Here is a 20,549-nt window from a genome sequence, read left to right as displayed (position 1 = left end):
TGCACCCTGCAACGGCGTCAACAGGGAACCCGGCATGACCAGAAGCTCGCTCTACACCATCATTGCAGTGCTGGCGGCGCTCGTCGTCGGCTTCGGCATCTATTTCGCCTATCAGCAGTCGCAGAAGCCGGCGCTGGAGATCCGCGTCGACCAGGGAGGAATCAAGATCGATGGCAATGGCGGTTGACGAATCCGAACGCTCCCTGCGGATCGAAGATGCGCTGCGGCACGCGCTGCTGCGGCAACCGGTCGAGAAGGTGGCAGAGCTCGATCTCACCAAGCTCGCTGTCGATATCGAGGCGGTGCTCGGCGCTGAGGCACCGCACCCGCTCGACCCGGAAGGGGATGGGCTGAAAACCAGCGAACTCAACGCCACCAACGATCTCTAGGGAGTGTTTGTGTGGCATCTATGTCGGCGACAGCGACCCACCGGCGTCATTCCCGCGAAAGCGGGAACCTCTGTTTTTCGCGTCGTAGGCGCGACCGCAAACGGAGGTCCCCACTTTCGCGGGGATGACACCGGGTTTGGCGGAGCCAAGGGAGTGGGTTTGCGTGCCGGCGCGCCCCCTTGGGGCCGGAGCGGCGCATCAGGTGGGATCGGCTCGAAAAGCAAAGGGGCCGCCCCTCTCACCCGGGCGACCCCTGATCTTGGCTAACCGGCGGGCCCAAGGCCACGACGCACTCGAAGTGAGCAGGTCTCAACCCTGCCCTGAGCGCATCCGGTTCGACGTCTCACAGCTTGGCGACGCACACCTTGCCGACACCCGAACTCTTGGTGCCGAGCTTGGCGGCAGCGGCCTTGCTGAGGTCGATAATGCGGCCCTTTGCGAAGGGACCGCGGTCGTTGATCGTGACCTTGATCGACTTGCCCGTGCGCTGGTTGGTAACCTTCACAACCGAGCCGAGGGGAAGAGTCTTGTGGGCTGCAGTCATGGCATTCTCATTGAACCGCTCGCCCGAGGCCGTCTTCTTGCCGTGGAAACCTGGTCCATACCAGGACGCCCCACCGCACTGATCTGCCATCGCACCTGTGACTGAGGTCATAAGGCCCGTCACGAGGGCTGCGGCGACCAGAACGATTTTCCTATTCAACCTTGGACTACTCACGCTTGTTTACGATGAGCGGGAGAAGGCTTTGGCGGTGTGGCGACAATATGAACCGAAAATGAACAGAGCCCTTCCAAGTGGAACCGTTGCCCAAATGCATCAGTGGCAGTGCCCGCTGCCGTGGGGATTCTGCGCGGAATCTCATAGACTTGCCTTTGGTCGCAGCATGACTCGGAGCTTCTGGAGCACGGTGATGTTTTTCACGGCGGGTAGAAAAAACATCTCCGTCGGTTCCCTTCGGCGTGGAAAATAAGGCGTGATTTAGCTCGGTTGAACCGGGCCGGGCGGCCGGTTGCCCTTCTCCGCCCCTCCACCGGGACCCTCTTCGAGATGCCGCGCAGATTTCATTTTTGACCAATTGATAAAACTTTTGAGCTGCGTTAGCGTCCTTGTCTGGAATGGCTCTAAGGAGAGAGGGAGCTGCCGATGAGCGGGGGAATGCTCAAGCAAGGCATCGCATCCGGGCGACTGGAGCCCGGCCAGTACGCACGCAACTTTTCCGACCTGCATCCGGCGCTCGACCGGCACGAGGCTTTCGTCGAAGCCGATCGCTGCTATTTCTGCTTCGATGCGCCGTGCATGAATGCCTGCCCCACCCAGATCGACATCCCGATGTTCATCCGGGAGATCTCGACCGACAACGCGTTGGGGGCGGCCGAGACGATCTTCGAGCAGAATATCCTGGGCGGCATGTGCGCCCGTGTCTGCCCTACCGAACAGCTCTGCGAAGATGCCTGCGTGCGCATGGAGGCCGAAGGCAAGCCGGTCAAGATCGGCCAGTTGCAGCGCTACGCCACCGACATTGCCATGCAGGAGAACGCCCAGTTCTTCACCCGTGCGGCCGCTACCGGCAAGACGGTCGCGGTGGTCGGCGCCGGCCCTGCCGGCCTCGCGGCGGCGCATCGGCTGGCGGTACATGGGCACGACGTGGTGATCTACGATGCGCGCCCCAAGGCGGGCGGGCTCAACGAATATGGGATCGCGTCGTACAAGACGCCGGACGGCTTTGCGCAGGCCGAGGTCGACTATGTCACCTCGATCGGCGGCATCGAGATCGTGCTCGGCCAGCGGCTGGGCCAGGACCTGACGCTCGACCGGCTGCTCGAGACGCATGATGCGGTATTTCTCGGCATCGGGCTCGGCGGCGTCAATGCGCTGCGGGCCGAGGGGGAGAAGGACGGCACCCACGGCCTCGCCGACGCCGTCGATTTCATCGCCGAGCTGCGCCAGAGCGATGATCTGTCCAAGCTCCCGGTCGGCCGCCGCGTGGTGGTGATCGGCGGCGGCATGACGGCGATCGACGCCGCCGTGCAGTCCAAGCTCCTGGGCGCCGAAGAGGTGACCATCTGCTATCGCCGCGGGCAGGAGCACATGAACGCCTCGAGCTTCGAGCAGGACCTCGCCGCCTCCAAAGGCGTCACCATCCGGCACTGGCTGCAACCCAGGCGCGTGCTGAGCGAAGACGGCAAGGTGACCGGCATCGAGCTCGAATATACCGAACTCAAGGATGGCCGGCTGAGCGGCATGGGCCACACCCTGACCCTGCCGGCGGACCAGGTGTTCAAGGCCATCGGCCAGACCCTCGAGGACGAAACGGCAGCCGGGTTGGCGCTGAACGCCGGCCGCATCGAGACCGACGCCGAGGGTCGCACCTCGCGGCCGGGTGTCTGGGCCGGCGGCGACTGCATCGCTGCTGGCGACGACCTGACGGTGACCGCGGTGGCACAGGGCCGCGACGCGGCCGAAAGCATCAACCGCTATCTCGCTGGAAACTGAGGAAGGACGCCATGGCTGACATCCGCAACAATTTCGTCGGGATCAAATCGCCCAACCCGTTCTGGCTGGCTTCGGCGCCGCCGACCGACAAGGCGTACAATGTCGAGCGCGCCTTCAAGGCGGGCTGGGGCGGCGTGGTGTGGAAGACGCTGGGCGAAGAGGGCCCACCGGTGGTCAACGTCAACGGGCCGCGCTACGGCGCGATCTGGGGCGCCGACCGGCGGCTGCTCGGCTTCAACAATATCGAACTGATCACCGATCGCGACCTGCAGAAGAACCTGCAGGAGATCAAGCAGGTCAAGAAGAACTGGCCGGACCGGGCCGTGGTCGTCTCCATCATGGTGCCGTGCGAGGAAGACGCCTGGAAGGCGATCCTGCCGCTGGTGGAAGAGACCGAAGCCGACGGGATCGAGCTCAATTTCGGCTGCCCGCACGGCATGAGCGAGCGCGGCATGGGCGCCGCCGTCGGTCAGGTGCCCGAATATGTCGAAATGGTCGTGCGCTGGTGCAAGCAGTACAGCCGCATGCCCGTGATCACCAAGCTGACGCCGAACGTCACCGACGTGCGGCGCCCGGCGCGGGCGGCCAAGAACGGCGGCACCGACGCGGTGTCGCTGATCAACACCATCAATTCGATCACCGGGGTCGACCTCGACAATTTCGCCCCGATGCCGACCATCGACGGCAAGGGCACGCATGGCGGCTATTGCGGCCCGGCGGCAAAGCCAATCGCGCTGCACATGGTGGCCGAGATCGCCCGCGATGCCGAGACGCACGGCCTGCCGATCTCCGGTATCGGCGGGGTCACCACCTGGCGCGACGCAGCGGAGTTCATGGCGCTGGGCGCCGGGAACGTGCAGGTCTGTACCGCGGCCATGGTTTATGGGTTCAAGATCGTCGAGGAGATGATCTCGGGGCTGAAGAACTGGATGGATGAGAAGGGCCACGCGACGCTCGAGGATTTCACCGGCCGCGCCACCCGCAACGTCACCGACTGGCAGTTCCTCAATCTCAACTACATCACCAAGGCGCATATCGACCAGGACAAGTGCATCAGCTGCGGCCGTTGCCATATCGCCTGCGAGGATACCTCGCACCAGGCGATCATGAAGGAAAAGGACGGCAAGCGGCACTTCGAGGTGATGGACGACGAGTGCGTGGGCTGCAACCTCTGCGTCAATGTCTGCCCGGTGGAAGACTGCATCACCATGATCCAGCTCGAGCCCGGCATGCTCGACCAGCGCACCAACAAGGTGGTGGAGCCGACCTACGCCAACTGGACGACACACCCCAACAACCCGATGCGCAAGGCGGTGGAGCCGGCGGAATAAGTCGGTTGCAGCGTCCTTCGGGATGGGTCGCCCAAAACTCGGCGTCATCCCCGCGTGGTGACGGCTCGCTCCTTCCCTGGCGCCCATGCGCTTACGCAGGGATGGCGCCGTTGGTCGTCCCGCAGACTTCTAGCTGACGATGCGCCCGTAGACCCACCAGCCCAGCAGGGCGAGGCATCCCAGCCACACCAGCGCGATGAAGACCGGCCCGCTTCTGCTCACCGGCCTGTCCCGGCCAGCGGCCTCCTGCCGGAACTCCGCCATCAAGGCCGGCGGGATCAGCCTGATAGCCAAGGATCGGGACGAAATCGGGGATCAGGTCGATCGGCGACAGGGCATAGGCAGCGACCATGGCCGCGACCAACTTCGCCGCTAGCGGGGTTCGTTCGTCCCGGGCAGCGATCCATAGCGCGATCACGTCGCGTTTCAGCGTCTTCGCCCAGCGCTTTGTCCGCTCGAGCAAAGTCATTGCCATGCCTCCACCGCCACGTTGCCCTCGCGGGCCTGATCCGCCGGAGCGAACCTGGCCGATCGCCCCATAAGAATTGCTCAACCATGCGTCGACACAAGGCGAGCCCGCTAAGGGATTGGCAAACTCCGGCATCCTAGCCTCCCGGGCGAGGAGGGGGACGAATGGCGCAGCGCGTTGCAGGCAAAGCGGAAGCGGCACGCGGTGTCGACGACTCCGCCATGGCGGAACTTGAGCTTCCCAACCCGCGTCGCCTGTTGCTCATCAGCATCGCGGCCATCGTGCTGCTCGGGCTCAGCGTGGTGATCGCCGCCGCCTACTCGATCCTGTCGATCGATGAGACGGCGATCAGCGCCGAAACCGAGCGGGCCAAGGTCGCGCTCGAGGTGGTGCTGCGCGATGGCCAACCCGATGGCGCCGCCGCGGCGCGCCTGGCTGACGATTTCGTGCTGGTCGGGGCGCGGTTCGGCGACGCGGCGAGTGCCCGGCCAGGCGAAGTCTCGCTGCCGGTGCCCAGGTCCCAGACGCAGTTGCTGTGGACACCGAGGCGGATCGGCACCGAACTGGCGCAGCGCCTGGCGCCGATCCGGCTGCTGGCGAGCGCGCTGTTCCTCTCCGGAATCGGCATCGTGCTGAACCGGCTCTACCGCCTGACGCGCCTGCTGGAGGTGCGCCGCCGCGCCGCCCAGGAACTGGCGGCGCGTGACGCCCTGACCGGCCTCGCCAACCGGCTCGGCTTCGACCGGCAGCTGACGGGCTCGGCGCGCGGGCCGGCATTGCTCTATCTCGATCTCGACGGCTTCAAGCACGTCAATGACAGCTTTGGGCACGGCGCGGGCGACGACCTGCTGCGCATCGTCGCGGCGCGACTCGCCACCCTGGCGCGCGACGGCGACTGCGTGGCGCGGATCGGCGGCGACGAGTTCGCCTTCCTGCGCTCACCGCCGACATCGCGGGCCGAACTGGCCGAGTTGGCGGCCGACATCGCGCTGGCGCTGAACGAGCCGGTGCGGCTGGGAGCGACGCAGGTCCAGATCGGCGCCAGCATCGGCATCGCGATGGGCGATGAGCACGAAGACCGCACGCGGCTGGTGGCCGCCGCCGATGCTGCGCTCTATCGCGCCAAGGCCCTGCCCGGCCACGCCTTCGTCTTCGCCGACTCTTCGAGGATCGCCAGCGCCGCGTGAGAACCGGAACATCGCCCCATGCGCCATAAATCGGTGGGTCGGTGTCGATTCCGGCCTGCCTCGCACGTCGTTGTCCTGTAACAGGCATCTCGCCATTCGCGAAACGGCGCGTGCCGATTTGTTGACCGTGCTTTCGGATTCGGGGCCGTCTCGCCCGAGAGCGCTCTGGCACACCGAGGAGCTTCACGCATGTTCTCGACTTTGTTCTTTCTCGCCCACCTCCTGCTGGGCGGCGCCTTCGTGGTTTTCGGCATCCGCAACATCAAGAGCATTCCAGGGCTCGCGAGCTTTCTCGCCGGCAAGAAGGTGACGCAGCCGGAAACCGCCGCCAAGGTCGGCGTGGCGCTGCAGATCGTGGGCGGCGCGCTGGTCGTGCTGGCGCCGTTCCTGCCGATAGCCGGCGTGCTGGGCGGGCTGGCGCTGATCGTCTTCCTCGTCCTCGCCACAGTGCTGTTCCATCCGTTCTGGGCGTTCTCAGGCGACGAGCAGAAGCCGCATGTGCAGTCGTTCATCATGAACAGCGGCCTCACCGGCGCCTTCCTCCTGGTCATCGCCTATGGGCTGTGATCGGCCGTGAGCGTCGCCGGCACCAGCATCGAGAACAGTGACGCCAGGCGACAGCGGGTGCTGTCGCATCTGGCGATGCTGCTGTTTGCGGCGCTGATCGCCGGCTCGTTCACCTTCGGGGCGCTGACCGTGCCCTATATCCACGCGGTGCCGCTCAACGCGCTGCGCTTCGTCCTTGCGGCAGCGCTGATGGGAGCGTTTGCGTTCGGCGTGGCGCGGCAGCGATTTGCCTTTCCGCCGGCGCCCTGGCGCTTCGCCATCAACGGGTTTCTCACCGCGATCTACTTCGTCACCATGTTCATCGCGCTGACCATGACACAGCCGGTGGCGACCAGCGCGGTCTACACGCTGGTGCCGCTGATGACCGCGGTGACGGCCTATTTCATCGTCGGGCAGCGCTCGGGCCCGGCGGTGCTGATCAGCCTGATGCTGGCGGGATGGGGCGCCATCTGGGTGATCTTCCGCGGCGATATCGATGCGCTGCTGCGCTTCGATGTCGGCCAGGGCGAGCTGATCTACTTCATCGGCTGCGTCGCCTACGCGATCTACACGCCGCTGCTGCGGCGCTACAACCGGGGCGAGTCGGCCCTGGTGCTGAGCTTCTGGACGATGCTGGCTACGGCGATCTGGCTGGTGCTGTACGGGGTGCCGGAAATCCTCGCCACCGACTGGCTGCACCTGCCGGCCCTGGTCTGGTGGGTGGTGCTCTATCTCGCCATCGGGCCGACCGCGGTCTGCTTCTTCCTGATCCAGTATGCCTCGGCGCGCCTGCCGGCCGCCAAGGTCATCGCCTATGGCTACCTGGTGCCGGCGTTCGTCATCGTGTTCGAGGGGCTCGCCGGCCATGGCTGGACCAGCCTGAGCGTCGCTGCGGGAGCGGCGGTCACCGTGCTGGGCCTGCTGGTGCTGGCGCTGCTCCGGGAGCGGTGACCTCGACAAGAACGTGAAGGTGGTCTCATTCATTTGAATGATGTCTGACGCGACGCGACGACGCAAAGTCGTTATAACAACGATATTGATACTTGACCCCATTGTCCGTCGGCGCCGCCAGGGGGGCGGCAATCTGAAGAGTCGATTGCATGCGACCTGCCAGTGCCCAACATATCGCCCAGCTATCTGACCTGATGTTTGCCGCCGCTGCGAACAAGCTCAAGCAGCTGATCAATTGCTCCAGCGCTACCATCGGGCTGCGGGACACCCGGGCCACACGGTCGCATCTGCTCGCCAAGACCGGTACTGGGCAGAAAAGCCATCTGGTGGCGTTGCCGGCGCGGTTGGTCGAACCGGAGGACCGGCCTTGACCACCGTGACGGGCGACGACATCGCGGCGCTGACACAAAGCCTGTATGCGGCAGTCTACGACGAACGCGGCTGGCCGGACGCAGCCGCGGCGATCAAGCGCATGATCCCCACTCGCGTGCTGGCGATCGGCGTGTTCGAAGCCAGAACGGGGGGGCAGCAGCTGTTGTACGGCGAATGCGAGGAGTCCTACGGCGAAATCTGCTTCGCCCCCGAGTTGGAAAATCCGGTTGTCGGGGCTCCGGTCGGCCGGGTGGTCAGCGACGTGACACTGATGTCGCGTCGTGAGTTCGAGCGGAGCGTCTTCTTCAACGGTTGGCTACGTCCGCAGGGCGACCGCAGCTTTGTAGCGATCAACACGGCGAGCCAAGGACGGATCACCGGTTTCTTTGGCGGCAGCTCCGGCTTCGACCAGCGACCGCTGGAGCAGGAAGACCTGGCGCTGCTTGGCCGTCTGACACCGCTGATGACCCGGATCGTCAACATGCGTTCGCAACTTGGGGCGCTGCGACTCGCCGAACGCAACCGAACCTACGACCGGCTCAACATCGGCATGATGGTCGTCGACGCGCATGGGCGGCTGCTCGGCATCAACGACACGGCCGAGAACCTGCTCGCCGGCACATCGAGCGGACTGGGTGCGCTACGGGGCGTCATAGAAGCCGGACGAAGCACGACGCAGCTGCGCCGGCTGCTTGCAGATGCGTTTGCCGAGCCCGACGGCAGATCCGGCCTCGGAGGCTACATGATCGTGCCGCCGGCCGACGGGCTGGGGCGAGGGCTGGCCGTGACAGTCGCGCCGATGGCGGACGCCGGCTTATATGGCCTGCCGGTGGGACAGTCTGCGACGATATTTGTCCAGCCGCTCGATGCAGCCAACCCTCGCAACCTCGAGCAGCGCCTTGCGGGATTGTTCGGGGTCACAGGCAAAGAGGCGCAGGTGGCTGGCGCATTGGTAGAGGGACACAGCCTGAAGCACACCGCCCAGCTGCTGAACATCTCGATTCACACGGCGCGGACCCACCTGGCGCAGCTGTTCGTCAAGACCAGCACCGGACAACAGAGTCAGCTGGTGGCCCTGCTGGCCAGACTGATCTCCCCCGACGGCGGCAACTGACTTCGGTATCGCCGAACGCGGGTGGCGCCGGCGCGTCGAGGCGGCGACGAGCCGGCACGCTGGCTGCCACGGGCTCAGTGACCAAACGGCAACACCCGTTGGAGACCCCGCCCATCTCATGCATTTGGGCGATGTCGGCGGGTCGCTGCGACGGCAGGTTGCTCCCCATACTCACCAGACGGGGCAGACGATGCGATTGACGATTGTACTGGCGGCAGCGGCGGGGCTTGCAGCTACGGCGGGCGGGAGCAATGCGCAAGACGTGGCAACTACGACGGCTGACTGGGGCGGTTTTTACGCTGGCATCTACGCCGGCTACGGGATCGACCGGGCGGCGGAAACCAGTACCAGCTCGTCGGCAAGCCAGCCCGACGGCGACTACATTTTCGACTATTCCATGCAGACCGCCGGCACCGCCATCGGAACGCTGCTCGGGGACGTGCGCGCCGGCTACAACTTCCAGCACGGCTCGCTGGTCCTGGGGCTTGAAGCCAGCGCCGGGGCCGGCGTGCTCGAAAAGTCGGTCTCCTTCGACTACGAACTCGAGGTCACCGATGAAGAAGAGCCCGAGGACAGCTTCAACCTGGATCTCGGGATGCAGAAGACCTTCAGCGCCGGGGCAATCGGCACGTTTACCGGGCAGGTCGGTTTCGCCTTCGGAGACTGGCTGGTGTACGGCAAGGGTGGTCTTGCGGTGACTCATGGAACGACGACACTCACGTCCGGCGGAAGCTATACCGATGGCGAAGAGGCCCCGGTTCCGCTCGAAGCCAACAGCCAGGCGAGCGGCGTGCTGTTCGGAACGACTTTCGCGGTCGGCGCACAGACCAAGCTCAGCGAGCAGATGTCGATCGGGGCCGAGCTGGGGGTCGTCAGCTTCCGCGAGCAGGAAGTCCCGGTAACCGGTGTCAATCTTGGGCTGCCGATCACGCCGATCGGTGTGAGTTCGATACCCGATATCGGAGCGGTAAGCATCTACACGGCAAAGGTTGGCGTGAACTACCATTTCTGACGCGGCCCCAGCCGCGGGCCGGCTGCCCTGTGCAGCCGGCCTTTTTTCAGTTCACCAATGCCTGGCCTCCCCGGTTGCGGCTGGCGCCCCTGAGAGCTCGCCGCGACGCACGACCAGCCAGCGGCGGAAAGCGTTCTGATATAACGACATCGGCCATGGCTGCGGCGTCGACAGGAACCAGGACTTTTCGAGGGCCGCGAGCCACGAACGCTCGATCAGTTGACCGACGCCGACCTGTTCTTCGTCGCCCAGCCCCGACGACGAATAGGCGGTGAGTTCGCCAAAGAAAATGGCCTCACCCTTGAGGTAGAAATCGACACGGATGTGGTCGAGGTCGCGACCGAGTTGCCTCGCCATGGCGGCAGCGCGTTCGAACGGCTCCGGGCGCACAAGTTGCGCAGCCACATCGGCATCTTCGGGACGGAAGGCGGCGCCATCGACGGTCAGGTAGCAGCCTCGAGCCGCGGGGGTCTTCCAGTTGACGGCGATGAATGCCGAGGCAATTTGGCCGTCCTGGCAGCGAAAGGTCAGCTCGATGAGCTCGGACGGATCGGCAACCAGGCGTTCCAGCACGAGACGCCGCGGCACGCGACCGTAGGCCCACTCGGCGGGGCCGCGGCGCGGCCAACGCAGCCAGTGGCGGAAACGCTTGCGCAGCGTGACATCGTCCCAGCGTTCGCGGCCGGGAAAGTAGTTGCTGCCCGAGCCGCTGTTGACCTTGAGCACCTGATCGTCTTCGGGGAGTCCCGGAGGAAGCACCTCGAGGGAACTGCCGGTCCAGATCAGCTCCGGCAGGTCAAGGGCCGGAACACGGGCACTGGCCCAGTCGCGGGCGGCAAGCTTGTCGCAAAAGGTGACGAAGAGCGGGTTGCGGTCGAAGACCTTGCGCCACTGCATCAGCGCGTCATGGCCGCGCGGCCGCGCGAAGTCGGGCAGAGACCCGAAGTGCCGCCGGCAGGCGCGCACGAGGCCCGGCTTGGTTAGACGGACCCACGCGTTTGCCGCGCGCAGTATCCATTCGTCGGCACGGCTGGTCACGGCGCCCCCCGTAACGCACGAACTGAGAGCGTGATCCTGGAATCCGTTCCAGCGGTCAAGCGTTACTTGCCGGCGCAGAATTGCGAGCCGCACCCTGATGGTTGCGAGCCTGGTCCGCGAGCTCGCGCTTGTCTCACGACTTGGGCAGGAGTCCGTGCAGGAACAGGTTTTCGAGGAAGCGCGCGGCATCCTCGAAGCGGCCTTCGCCGCCGCGCCCCTTGCCGAGCACGGCGCGCACCTGCACGTCGAAATCGGCATAGTGCTGGGTGGTGGCCCAGATCGAAAAGATCAGGTGGTAGGGGTCGGTCCGGACGATCTTGCCGGCATCCATCCAGCTCTCGATGACCTTGGCCTTGTCATCGACCAGCGCCTTGAGGTCGGTCTCGAGCATCTCGAGCACGCGCGGCGCGCCCTGCAGCATCTCGTTGGCGAACAGCCGGCTCTGGCGCGGATAGTCGCGGCTCATCTCCAGCTTGCGGCGCAGGTAGGAGCGCAGCTCCGGCACCGGATCGCCGTCCGAATCGATCTCGCGCAACGGGGCCAGCCAGATGTCGAGCATCTCGGCCAACAGGCGCTGGTAGATCTCCTCCTTGCGCGGAAAATAGTAGAGCAGGTTGGGCTTGCTCATCCCCGCCGCTTCGGCGATCTGGTCGATGGTGGCGCCGCGAAAACCCTCGCGACTGAACACGTCGAGCGCCGCCTCGAGGATGACTTCCTGCTTCTCGCGCTGGATGCGCGTCTGCGCCCGCGGGCGCTTCGACGGCGCTGCCTTTGCGCCCCCTTTGCCGCCTTCGGTCTCCAGCATTTTCACCTTGATCGGCGGCATGGGAGTGATAACGTTTTTTCCAACTGGTCAAATTTCTGGATAACACATCCAAAGGTCAAGCACCAAATATACTTGACCTTGAAACTCAACAAATAGCCTCCGGGGGAGTCCAAGGTGTCCGACCGTCGCAATGTCACGCCGAACGATCTGAGTGCGTTCTGGATGCCGTTCACGGCCAACCGGCAGTTCAAGAAGGCGCCACGCATGTTCGTCGGCGCCAAGGACATGCACTATACGACTTCCGACGGACGCAAGGTGCTCGACGGCACGGCGGGCCTGTGGTGCGTCAATGCCGGCCATTGCCGCCCCAAGATCGTCGAGGCGATCCAGGAGCAGGCAGCCGAGCTCGATTACGCACCGGCCTTCCAGATGGGTCATCCCAAGGCGTTCGAGCTGGCCAATGCCCTGGTGTCGATCGCGCCCAAGGGGCTCGACCATGTGCTCTACACCAATTCCGGTTCTGAATCGGTCGAGACGGCACTGAAGGTGGCGCTGGCCTATCACAAGGTGAAGGGCGATGCCGGGCGCTTCCGGCTGATCGGGCGCGAGCGCGGCTATCACGGGGTGAATTTCGGCGGCATCTCGGTGGGCGGCATCGTCACCAACAGGAAGATGTTCGGGACGTTGCTGACCGGCGTCGATCACCTGCCGCACACCCATACCCCGGGCAAGAACCAGTTTACCCGCGGCGAGCGCGAGATGGGCGGCGAGGACCTGGCGTCGGAACTCGAGCGCATCGTGACGCTGCATGACGCCTCGACCATCGCGGCGGTGATCGTCGAGCCGGTGGCCGGCTCGACCGGCGTGCTGATCCCGCCCAAGGGCTATCTGCAGAAGCTGCGCGAGATCACAAAAAAGCACGGCATCCTGTTGATCTTCGACGAAGTGATCACCGGTTTCGGCCGCCTCGGCACGCCGTTCGCGGCGGACTATTTCGGTGTGACGCCCGATATCATGGTGACCGCCAAGGGCCTCACCAACGGGGTGATCCCGATGGGCGCGGTGCTGGTGAGCTCGGAGATCCACGACGCTTTCATGCAGGGGCCAGAGCATGTCATCGAGTTCATGCACGGCTATACCTATTCGGGCAACCCGATCGCCTCGGCGGCGGGCCTCGCGACGCTCGAAACCTACAAGGACGAGGGGCTGCTGACCCGCGGCGCCGAGCTCGCGCCCTACTGGGCCGATGCGCTGCATTCGCTGAAGGGCCTGCCGCATATAATCGACATCCGCAACCTGGGGCTGATCGGCGCCATCGAGCTCGAGCCGATCGCCGGGCAGCCGACCAAGCGGGCCTTCTCGGCCTTCGTCAAAGCCTTCGAGACCGGCATCCTGATCCGCACCACCGGCGACATCATCGCCATGAGCCCGCCGCTGATCATTTCCAAGGCCCAGATCGACGAGCTGATCGGCACGCTGGGCAGCATCCTCAAGACGCTTGAGTAGAATGGAACGATTGTTCTATATCGCACCAGATAGAATGAACGTTCTACATTCGATGAGCGGAGGTCTGTGATGCAGACGATACAGAATGCGATCGGCGGCAAGCTGATCACCTCGACCAGCACCCGTACGCAGCCGGTGTTCAACCCGGCCACCGGCGAGGCCACCGCAACGCTGCCGCTGTCGAGCGTCGACGAGGTCAACGCGGCAGTCGCCGCCGCCAAGCGGGCGCTGCCGGCCTGGGCCGCCACCACGCCAATGAAGCGGGCGCGGGTGATGTTCAAGTTCAAGGAACTGCTCGAAAAGCATGCCGACGAACTGGCCCGGCTGATCAGCCAGGAACACGGCAAGGTGCATGACGATGCGCTGGGCGAACTGGCCCGCGGCATCGACTGCGTCGACTTCGCCTGCGGCGCCCCGCAGTTGCTGAAGGGCGAGTTCAGCCGCAATGTCGGCCCCAACATCGACAGCTATTCCGATCGTCAGCCCTTGGGCGTGGTCGCCGGCATCACGCCGTTCAACTTCCCGGCCATGGTGCCGATGTGGATGTATCCACTCGCCATCGCCTGCGGGAATACCTTCGTGCTCAAGCCCTCCGAGCGCGACCCCAGCGCGCCGATGTTCGCCTGGCAGCTGTTGATGGATGCCGGGCTGCCCGATGGCGTGCTGAACGTCGTCCATGGGGACAAGGAAGCGGTCGACACCATTCTCGACCACCCCGACGTCAAGGCAGTGAGCTTTGTCGGCTCGACGCCGATCGCCGAATACGTCTATCGGCGCGGCACCCAGGCCGGTAAGCGCGTGCAGGCGCTGGGGGGCGCCAAGAACCACATGATCGTGTTGCCCGACGCCGACATGGACCAGGCCGCCGATGCGCTGATGGGTGCCGGTTACGGTTCTGCCGGCGAGCGCTGCATGGCGATTTCGGTGGCGGTGCCGGTGGGCGACAAGACTGCCGACGCGCTGATCGCCCGCCTGAAGCCCCGCGTCGAGGCGCTGAAGATCGGCCCCGCGACCGACAAGGACGCGCAGATGGGCCCGATCGTCTCCAAGGCGCAGCGCGACAAGATCGTCGGCTATATCGATGCGGGCGTCGAAGCCGGAGCCGAACTGGTGGTCGATGGCCGCGGCTTCACGCTGCAGGGCTATGAGAACGGCTTCTTCGTCGGCGGTACGCTCTTCGACCATGTGAAGCCGGACATGAAGATCTACCGCGAGGAGATTTTCGGGCCGGTACTCTCGGTGGTCAGGGCGCAGAGCTACCAGGATGCGGTGGACCTGATCCATGGGCACGAATATGCCAACGGCACGGCGATCTTCACCCGCGACGGCGATGCGGCGCGCGACTTCGCCGACAAGATCGAAGTGGGCATGGTCGGCATCAACGTGCCGATCCCGGTGCCGGTGGCCTACCACTCGTTCGGCGGCTGGAAGCGCTCGATCTTCGGCGACCACGGGATTTATGGGCCGGAAGGCGTGCACTTCTACACCCGGCTGAAGACGGTCACCACGCGCTGGCCCGCCGGCATCAAGAGCGGCGCCGAATTCAGCTTCCCGAGTCAGAAGTAGCGGATGCAGACAAGCACCGGCATTGCTGGACTGCCCCTCACCCCAGCCCTCTCCCCTGAGGGGTGCCGGACGAGGGCCGAGCCATCGCCGGGAGGGGGCGATGAGGCACCGGCGGTGCAAAGTGCGCCCCCCCGCACCGATGCCGAGGTCACCTCTCCCCTGAGGGGAGAGGTCGACGCGCAGCGTCGGGTGAGGGGTTCAGTCTCTAGGGCACGCTCGTTGCGCCGCAACGAAACGGACGCCGAGCACAAGTTCTGGCAGATGGTGCGCGGCCGGCAAATCGGTGGTTGGAAGTTCGCCCGGCAGGTGGCGATCGGCCCATATTTCGCAGACTTCGTCTGCCGCGAAGCGGCATTGATCGTCGAACTGGATGGCAGCCAGCACGTCGACTCCTCAACCGATCAGGCCCGTACCGACTACCTGACGGCTCAGGGCTACTCGGTCCTGCGCTTTTGGAACAGTGACGTGCTGGGCAACCCCCATGGCGTTGCTGATAGCCTGCTCGCGGCGATAGCGGGGCACCCCTCACCCGGCGAGCGCTTCGCGCCCGCCACCCTCTCCCCTGAGGGGAGAGGGGAAAGAGGGAGCATGGCCGCGACGACGAAACAGCGGAGCTACCGGCTCACCGCAGATATCCCTCGACTCTTGAAAGACTGACCATGGCAGCTCCCGGCGAAAATCTTCGTATCGATCCCGACCGCCTGTGGAGCTCCATTCATGAGCTGGCCGAGATCGGCCCCGGCGTTGCCGGGGGCAGCAATCGGCAGACGGTGACCGATGACGATGCCAAGGGCCGGGCGCTGTTCAAGCGCTGGTGCGAGGCGGCCGGGATGGAGATGGGGCTCGACCAGATGGGCACCATGTTCGCGCGGCGCGAGGGCACCGAGCCGGGGCTCGATCCGGTCTATGTCGGCAGCCATCTCGATACCCAGCCGACCGGCGGGCGCTATGACGGGGTGCTCGGGGTGCTGGGCGGGCTCGAGGTGATCCGCACGCTCAACGACCTCGACATCCGCACCCGGCGCCCGATCGTGGTGGTCAACTGGACCAATGAGGAAGGGGCGCGGTTCGCCCCGGCGATGATGGCCTCGGGCGTGTTCGCCGGAGTGCTCGACCAGGCGGACGTTTACACCCACAAGGACAAGGACGGCAAAAGCTTCGGCGAGGAGCTGGAGCGGATCGGCTGGCGCGGCGACGAAGTGGTCGGGGCGCGGAAGATCCATGCGTACTACGAGCTGCATATCGAGCAGGGCCCGATCCTCGAGGACGAGGGTGTCGATATCGGCGTCGTCACGCACGGCCAGGGGCTGAAATGGCTGCAGGTGACGCTGACCGGCAAGGAAGCCCATACCGGCTCGACCCCGATGCCGAAGCGGCGCAATGCCAGCCTCGGCATGGCGCGGGTGATCGAGCTGGTGCACGAGGTGGCGATGGACTACCAGCCCGACGCCGTTGGCGCGGTAGGCCACATTCAGGTCTGGCCGAACTCGCGCAACATCATCGCGGGCAAGGCGGTGTTCACCATCGACATCCGCTCGCCGAACAAGGAGGTGCTCGACGAGATGGACGAGCGCATCCGCTACGGCATCGCCAACACCGCCGAGGCGCTCGATATCAGTGCCGAAGTCGAGCAGGTCGGGCATTTCGACCCGGTGACCTTCGACAAGACGCTGGTGGGCAATATCCGCGAGGCGGCCAAGGAACTCGGCTATTCCTACCGCGACATCGTCTCGGGCGCCGGGCACGATGCCTGCTGGATCAACCGGGTGGCGCCCTCGGCAATGATCATGTGCCCGTGCGTCGACGGGCTCAGCCACAACGAGGCGGAAGAGATCTCGAAAGAGTGGGCGGCGGCGGGCACCGACGTGCTGCTGCGTGCGGTGCTGGAGACGGCGGAGATCGTGGGGTGAGGATGCTTCCAGAAGGCCCCCTCACCCGAAGCGCGTTGCGCTTCGACCTTTCCCCCAGAGGGAGAGGTGAAGTTGGGGCGCGATCGTGCCGCACGGCCACCTCTCCCTGGGGGGAGAGGTCGGCGCGTAGCGCCGGGTGAGGGGGCCTTATGGGGACGCTCAAGAGCAAGTTCGTGGCGCGTGCCCGCTCCCTTAGAGAGAACTCGTCCGATGCCGAGCGAAAACTCTGGTTCCAATTGAGAGACCGGCAGTTGCTTGGGTGCAAATTCGTGCGCCAAGCGCCGGTCGGCCCGTACATCGCCGACTTCGCCTGCCGTGAGCACGACCTGATCGTGGAACTCGATGGTGGGCAGCACGGAACGGCTGCCGGCGTCATGGCGGACGCCGCGCGAACGGAAGTGCTGCACCGGCATGGCTATCGGGTCATCCGCTTCTGGAACTCTGACGTACTGACCAACATGGACGGCGTGCTGCAGGTGATCGCCGAGACGCTGGAGAAGGCCCCCTCACCCGGACTTCGCTATGCGAAGTCCGACCTCTCCCCCCAGGGAGAGGTGATCCGGGGCACACTCGAATGACAGGGAAACTCGAATGACCAGCAAAATCATCAAGAACGGCACCATCGTCACCGCCGATCTCACCTATGCGGCCGATATCCGCATCGAAGGCGGCAGGATCACCGAGATCGGGCAGAACCTCACTGGGGGCGAGGTGCTCGATGCCTCGGGCTGCTACGTCATGCCGGGTGGCATCGATCCGCATACGCATCTCGAAATGCCGTTCATGGGCACCTATTCGAGCGACGATTTCGAGAGCGGCACGCGCGCGGCGCTGAGCGGGGGCACCACCATGGTGGTGGATTTCTGCCTGCCCAACCCGCAGCAGTCGCTGCTCGAAGCCTTGCAGATGTGGGACAACAAGACCTCGAAGGCCTCCTGCGACTACTCGTTCCACATGGCGATCACCTGGTGGGGCGAGCAGGTGTGGAGCGAAATGGCCGACGTGGTCGATCGCGGCATCACCTCGTTCAAGCACTTCATGGCCTACAAGGGCGCGCTGATGGTGGATGACGACGAGATGTTCTCGTCGTTCCAGCGCTGCGCCGATCTCGGCGCCCTGCCCCTGGTTCATGCCGAGAACGGCGACGTGGTGGCGCAGATGACGGCTAAGCTGCTTGCCGCCGGCAACAATGGCCCGGAGGCGCATGCTTATTCGCGCCCGCCCGAAGTGGAAGGCGAGGCGACCAACCGGGCGATCATGATCGCCGACATGGCGGGGGTACCGGTCTACATCGTCCACACCTCTTGCGAGCAGGCGCATGAGGCGATCCGCCGGGCGCGGCAGGCCGGCAAGCGCGTCTATGGCGAGCCGCTGATCCAGCACCTGGTGCTCGACGAGAGCGAATACTTCAACCGCGACTGGGACTATGCGGCGCGCCGGGTGATGAGCCCGCCGTTCCGCAACAAGCAGCACCAGGATTCGCTGTGGGCCGGGCTGGCCTCGGGGTCGCTGCAGGTGGTGGCGACCGATCACTGCGCCTTCACCACGGCGCAGAAGCGCAACGGCGTCGGCAACTTCGCCAAGATCCCGAACGGCACCGGCGGGCTCGAAGACCGCATGCCGGTGTTGTGGACGAAAGGCGTCAATACCGGCCGGCTGACGATGAACGAGTTCGTCGCGGTGACCTCGACCAACATCGCCAAGATCCTCAACATGTATCCAAAAAAGGGCGCCATCCTCGTCGGCGCCGATGCCGACCTCGTGGTGTGGGACCCCAAGCGCAAGAAGACGATCACCGCGGCGAAGCAGCAGTCGGCGATCGACTACAATGTGTTCGAGGGCATCGAAGTCGAAGGGCTGCCGCGCTTCACGCTGACGCGTGGCCAGGTGGCAGTGACCGAGGACACGGTCAACGCCGAACAGGGGCACGGCCAGTTCGTGGCGCGGGAAGCCAAGAACCCGGTGAACCGGGCGCTTTCGACGTGGAAAGAGATCACCGCGCCGCGCAAGGTGGAACGCACCGGTATTCCGGCGACGGGGGTTTGAGAGTTTGACGACTGACGGGGGCAAATCGCAGAGCGTGGTCGAGGCCAAGGGTCTCGGCCTGACGTTCAAGACTGGTGATGGCGACGTAGTGGCGCTGTCGGACGTCAATCTGAGCATCAATCGAGGCGAGTTCGTCTCGTTCATCGGTCCATCGGGCTGCGGCAAGACCACTTTTCTCAGAGTGATCGCCGATCTTGAACAGCCGACGTCCGGCGCCATCACGGTGAACGGCACGTCGCCGGCCGATGCGCGGGTCAACCGCTCCTACGGCTACGTGTTCCAGGCGCCGGCGCTGTTTCCGTGGCGCTCGATCGAAAACAACGTGGCGCTGCCGCTCGAGATCATGGGTTATGGCGAGGCCGATCGGAAAGCCCGGATCAGGAAGTCGCTGGAACTGGTGAACCTCGAAGGGTTCGAGAAGAAGTTCCCCTGGCAACTCAGTGGCGGCATGCAGCAGCGCGCTTCGATTGCCCGGGCCCTGGCGTTCGATGCCGACCTGTTGCTGATGGACGAGCCGTTCGGAGCGCTCGACGAGATCGTCCGCGACCATCTCAATTCGGAACTCCTGAAACTCTGGGCGGCGACGCAGAAGACCATCGCCTTTGTCACCCACTCGATCCCCGAGGCGGTGTACCTCAGTACCAAGATCGTGGTGATGAGCCCGCGCCCCGGCCGAGTGACTGATGTGATCGACAGCCCGCTGCCGCGCGGCGAACGGCCGCTCGAAATCCGCGAAACGCCGGAATTCCTGCAGCTCGCCGCCCGGGTGCGCGACGGCCTGCGCGCCGGCCACTCGTACGAGGAATAGCGATGCAGGGGCTTGCGGGCGGAAAGACCATCCCCATCCTCGTCGTGCTCGGCGTCATCGTGCTGTTCTGGTACGCCATGGCCGTGGTGATGAACGCCCCCTGGCAGCAGACGCTGAATGCGCGGGCCAACCTCACCAACGTGCCGTTCACCGAGTTCGTCGGCCAGACTTTTGCGCAGGACAAGCCGGTGCTGCCGGCACCGCACCAGGTGGTCGGGGCGATCTGGACCGGGCTGTTCGGCGCTGCCGTCACGGCGCCGCGCTCCCTGGCCTTCCATGCCGGCATCACGCTGGGCGCGACGCTGCTTGGCTTTGCGCTCGGCACGCTGCTGGGCGTGCTGCTGGCCGTGATGATCGTCCACAACAACGCCTCGGATCGTTCGCTGATGCCGTGGATCATTGCCAGCCAGACGGTGCCGATCCTCGCCATTGCCCCGATGGTGGTGGTGGGGCTGGGTGCAGTGGGGGTCACCGGCATGGTCCCCAAGGCGCTGATCTCGATGTATCTCAGCTTCTTCCCGGTCGTCGTCGGCATGGTGAAGGGCTTGCGCACCCCCGAGCCGATCCAGCTCGACCTGATGCGCACCTACAATGCCTCGCCGCTGCAGGTGTTCATGAAGCTGCGCTGGCCCGCCTCGATCCCCTTCCTGTTCGCCTCGATGAAGGTGGGCATCGCCATTTCGCTGATCGGAGCGGTGGTGGGCGAGCTCAGCAACAATGCCGGTGGCGGGCTCGGCGTACGGCTGCTCACTGGCTCCTATAACGGGCAGACCATCCAGATCTGGGCTGCCCTGTTCATCGCCGCAGCGCTCGCCGCTATCCTGGTGATCCTCGTCGGCTGGGGCGAGAAGCTCGCAAACCGGCGGATGGGGGTGCGGGCATGAGCCGGCTGCAGGCCATCCTCGCCCTCGGCGCGCTGTTGTTCGCACTGCTGACGCTGCTGCTGCCGATGGGCAATTTCGGCGGCGAGGCGGTTTCGACCTGGAGCAGCGTGCCGACCCTGATTTTCCTCGCCGCGACGTTGGCGGCAATCGGCGCCTTCCG

At 65.1% G+C, this 20,549-nt stretch carries 21 protein-coding genes and 1 pseudogene; 18 read left to right on the top strand and 4 right to left on the bottom strand.

The window, feature by feature from the left end:
* Positions 1–34 precede the first annotated feature (34 nt).
* On the top strand, positions 35–187 hold the full coding sequence (locus tag APS40_RS24915) for a hypothetical protein (protein WP_156342941.1): 153 nt from the start codon (positions 35–37) through the stop codon (positions 185–187).
* Positions 177–389: a hypothetical protein gene (locus APS40_RS14205; protein ID WP_055047674.1), complete on the top strand. Its 213-nt coding sequence runs from the start codon at positions 177–179 to the stop codon at positions 387–389. The genes APS40_RS24915 and APS40_RS14205 overlap by 11 nt, the downstream gene beginning before the upstream one ends.
* Before the next feature lie 343 nt (positions 390–732).
* Here the strand turns inward: APS40_RS14205 and APS40_RS14200 are convergent, their stop codons facing one another.
* The gene (locus tag APS40_RS14200) at positions 733–1,044 is read right to left on the bottom strand and encodes a septal ring lytic transglycosylase RlpA family protein (protein WP_082434412.1); all 312 of its coding nucleotides are present in this window, start codon (positions 1,042–1,044) and stop codon (positions 733–735) included.
* A 489-nt stretch (positions 1,045–1,533) separates the two neighbouring features.
* Here APS40_RS14200 and APS40_RS14195 point away from each other — a divergent pair, with 489 nt between their 5' ends.
* On the top strand, positions 1,534–2,883 hold the full coding sequence (locus tag APS40_RS14195) for an NAD(P)-dependent oxidoreductase (RefSeq protein ID WP_055047672.1): 1,350 nt from the start codon (positions 1,534–1,536) through the stop codon (positions 2,881–2,883).
* An 11-nt stretch (positions 2,884–2,894) separates the two neighbouring features.
* On the top strand, positions 2,895–4,214 hold the full coding sequence (preA, locus tag APS40_RS14190) for an NAD-dependent dihydropyrimidine dehydrogenase subunit PreA (protein WP_055047671.1): 1,320 nt from the start codon (positions 2,895–2,897) through the stop codon (positions 4,212–4,214).
* A gap of 129 nt (positions 4,215–4,343) precedes the next feature.
* Here preA and APS40_RS14185 read toward each other — a convergent pair.
* Positions 4,344–4,683 (bottom strand): annotated as a pseudogene (locus tag APS40_RS14185) (YkvA family protein).
* Between the two features lie 164 nt (positions 4,684–4,847).
* Here APS40_RS14185 and APS40_RS14180 point away from each other — a divergent pair.
* From APS40_RS14180 to APS40_RS14155, 6 genes are all read left to right on the top strand, one after another.
* Positions 4,848–5,870, top strand: coding sequence for a GGDEF domain-containing protein (locus APS40_RS14180; protein ID WP_055047670.1), 1,023 nt, complete (start codon positions 4,848–4,850; stop codon positions 5,868–5,870).
* A gap of 189 nt (positions 5,871–6,059) precedes the next feature.
* Positions 6,060–6,437 (top strand): DoxX family membrane protein, encoded by a 378-nt coding sequence (locus APS40_RS14175; RefSeq protein ID WP_055047669.1) that lies wholly within the window; start codon positions 6,060–6,062, stop codon positions 6,435–6,437.
* Positions 6,438–6,443: 6 nt separating this feature from the next.
* The gene (locus tag APS40_RS14170; RefSeq protein WP_236884107.1) at positions 6,444–7,367 is read left to right on the top strand and encodes a DMT family transporter; all 924 of its coding nucleotides are present in this window, start codon (positions 6,444–6,446) and stop codon (positions 7,365–7,367) included.
* Positions 7,368–7,516: 149 nt separating this feature from the next.
* A complete protein-coding gene (locus APS40_RS14165) occupies positions 7,517–7,738 on the top strand; it encodes a hypothetical protein (RefSeq protein WP_055047668.1) in 222 nt (73 codons plus the stop codon).
* Positions 7,735–8,853: a helix-turn-helix transcriptional regulator gene (locus tag APS40_RS14160; RefSeq protein ID WP_055047667.1), complete on the top strand. Its 1,119-nt coding sequence runs from the start codon at positions 7,735–7,737 to the stop codon at positions 8,851–8,853. The genes APS40_RS14165 and APS40_RS14160 overlap by 4 nt, the downstream gene beginning before the upstream one ends.
* 196 nt (positions 8,854–9,049) lie before the next feature.
* A complete protein-coding gene (locus APS40_RS14155) occupies positions 9,050–9,865 on the top strand; it encodes an outer membrane protein (RefSeq protein WP_156342940.1) in 816 nt (271 codons plus the stop codon).
* Between the two features lie 51 nt (positions 9,866–9,916).
* On the opposite strand, the gene APS40_RS14150 is transcribed toward APS40_RS14155, so the two are convergent.
* Together APS40_RS14150 and APS40_RS14145 are read right to left on the bottom strand one after the other, a co-directional pair.
* Positions 9,917–10,903: an ATP-grasp fold amidoligase family protein gene (locus APS40_RS14150; protein WP_197279329.1), complete on the bottom strand. Its 987-nt coding sequence runs from the start codon at positions 10,901–10,903 to the stop codon at positions 9,917–9,919.
* A 133-nt stretch (positions 10,904–11,036) separates the two neighbouring features.
* Complete coding sequence (locus APS40_RS14145; RefSeq protein WP_055049671.1) at positions 11,037–11,708, bottom strand: TetR family transcriptional regulator C-terminal domain-containing protein; 672 nt, start codon at positions 11,706–11,708, stop codon at positions 11,037–11,039.
* A gap of 135 nt (positions 11,709–11,843) precedes the next feature.
* Between APS40_RS14145 and APS40_RS14140 the strand changes: the two genes are divergently transcribed.
* From APS40_RS14140 to APS40_RS14105, 8 genes are all read left to right on the top strand, one after another.
* Positions 11,844–13,175, top strand: a complete 1,332-nt coding sequence (locus APS40_RS14140; RefSeq protein ID WP_055047664.1) for an aspartate aminotransferase family protein — start codon at positions 11,844–11,846, stop codon at positions 13,173–13,175.
* 69 nt (positions 13,176–13,244) lie between these two features.
* Entirely contained in the window at positions 13,245–14,741 is a 1,497-nt protein-coding gene (locus tag APS40_RS14135; RefSeq protein WP_055047663.1) for a CoA-acylating methylmalonate-semialdehyde dehydrogenase, read from the top strand.
* A 3-nt stretch (positions 14,742–14,744) separates the two neighbouring features.
* Complete coding sequence (locus APS40_RS24525) at positions 14,745–15,398, top strand: DUF559 domain-containing protein (RefSeq protein WP_082434410.1); 654 nt, start codon at positions 14,745–14,747, stop codon at positions 15,396–15,398.
* Between the two features lie 2 nt (positions 15,399–15,400).
* On the top strand, positions 15,401–16,651 hold the full coding sequence (locus tag APS40_RS14125) for a Zn-dependent hydrolase (protein ID WP_055047662.1): 1,251 nt from the start codon (positions 15,401–15,403) through the stop codon (positions 16,649–16,651).
* Positions 16,652–16,800: 149 nt separating this feature from the next.
* On the top strand, positions 16,801–17,229 hold the full coding sequence (locus APS40_RS14120; RefSeq protein ID WP_082434409.1) for an endonuclease domain-containing protein: 429 nt from the start codon (positions 16,801–16,803) through the stop codon (positions 17,227–17,229).
* Between the two features lie 13 nt (positions 17,230–17,242).
* On the top strand, positions 17,243–18,697 hold the full coding sequence (hydA, locus tag APS40_RS14115) for a dihydropyrimidinase (RefSeq protein ID WP_055047661.1): 1,455 nt from the start codon (positions 17,243–17,245) through the stop codon (positions 18,695–18,697).
* A 4-nt stretch (positions 18,698–18,701) separates the two neighbouring features.
* Positions 18,702–19,505, top strand: coding sequence for an ABC transporter ATP-binding protein (locus APS40_RS14110; RefSeq protein WP_055047660.1), 804 nt, complete (start codon positions 18,702–18,704; stop codon positions 19,503–19,505).
* Positions 19,502–20,389: an ABC transporter permease gene (locus tag APS40_RS14105; RefSeq protein ID WP_442855868.1), complete on the top strand. Its 888-nt coding sequence runs from the start codon at positions 19,502–19,504 to the stop codon at positions 20,387–20,389. The genes APS40_RS14110 and APS40_RS14105 overlap by 4 nt, the downstream gene beginning before the upstream one ends.
* The last annotated feature ends 160 nt before the right edge of the window (positions 20,390–20,549 follow it).

It is taken from the genome of Devosia sp. A16, assembly GCF_001402915.1.
Lineage (GTDB): Bacteria > Pseudomonadota > Alphaproteobacteria > Rhizobiales > Devosiaceae > Devosia_A.
This window is presented reverse-complemented; position numbering and strand designations above follow the sequence as displayed.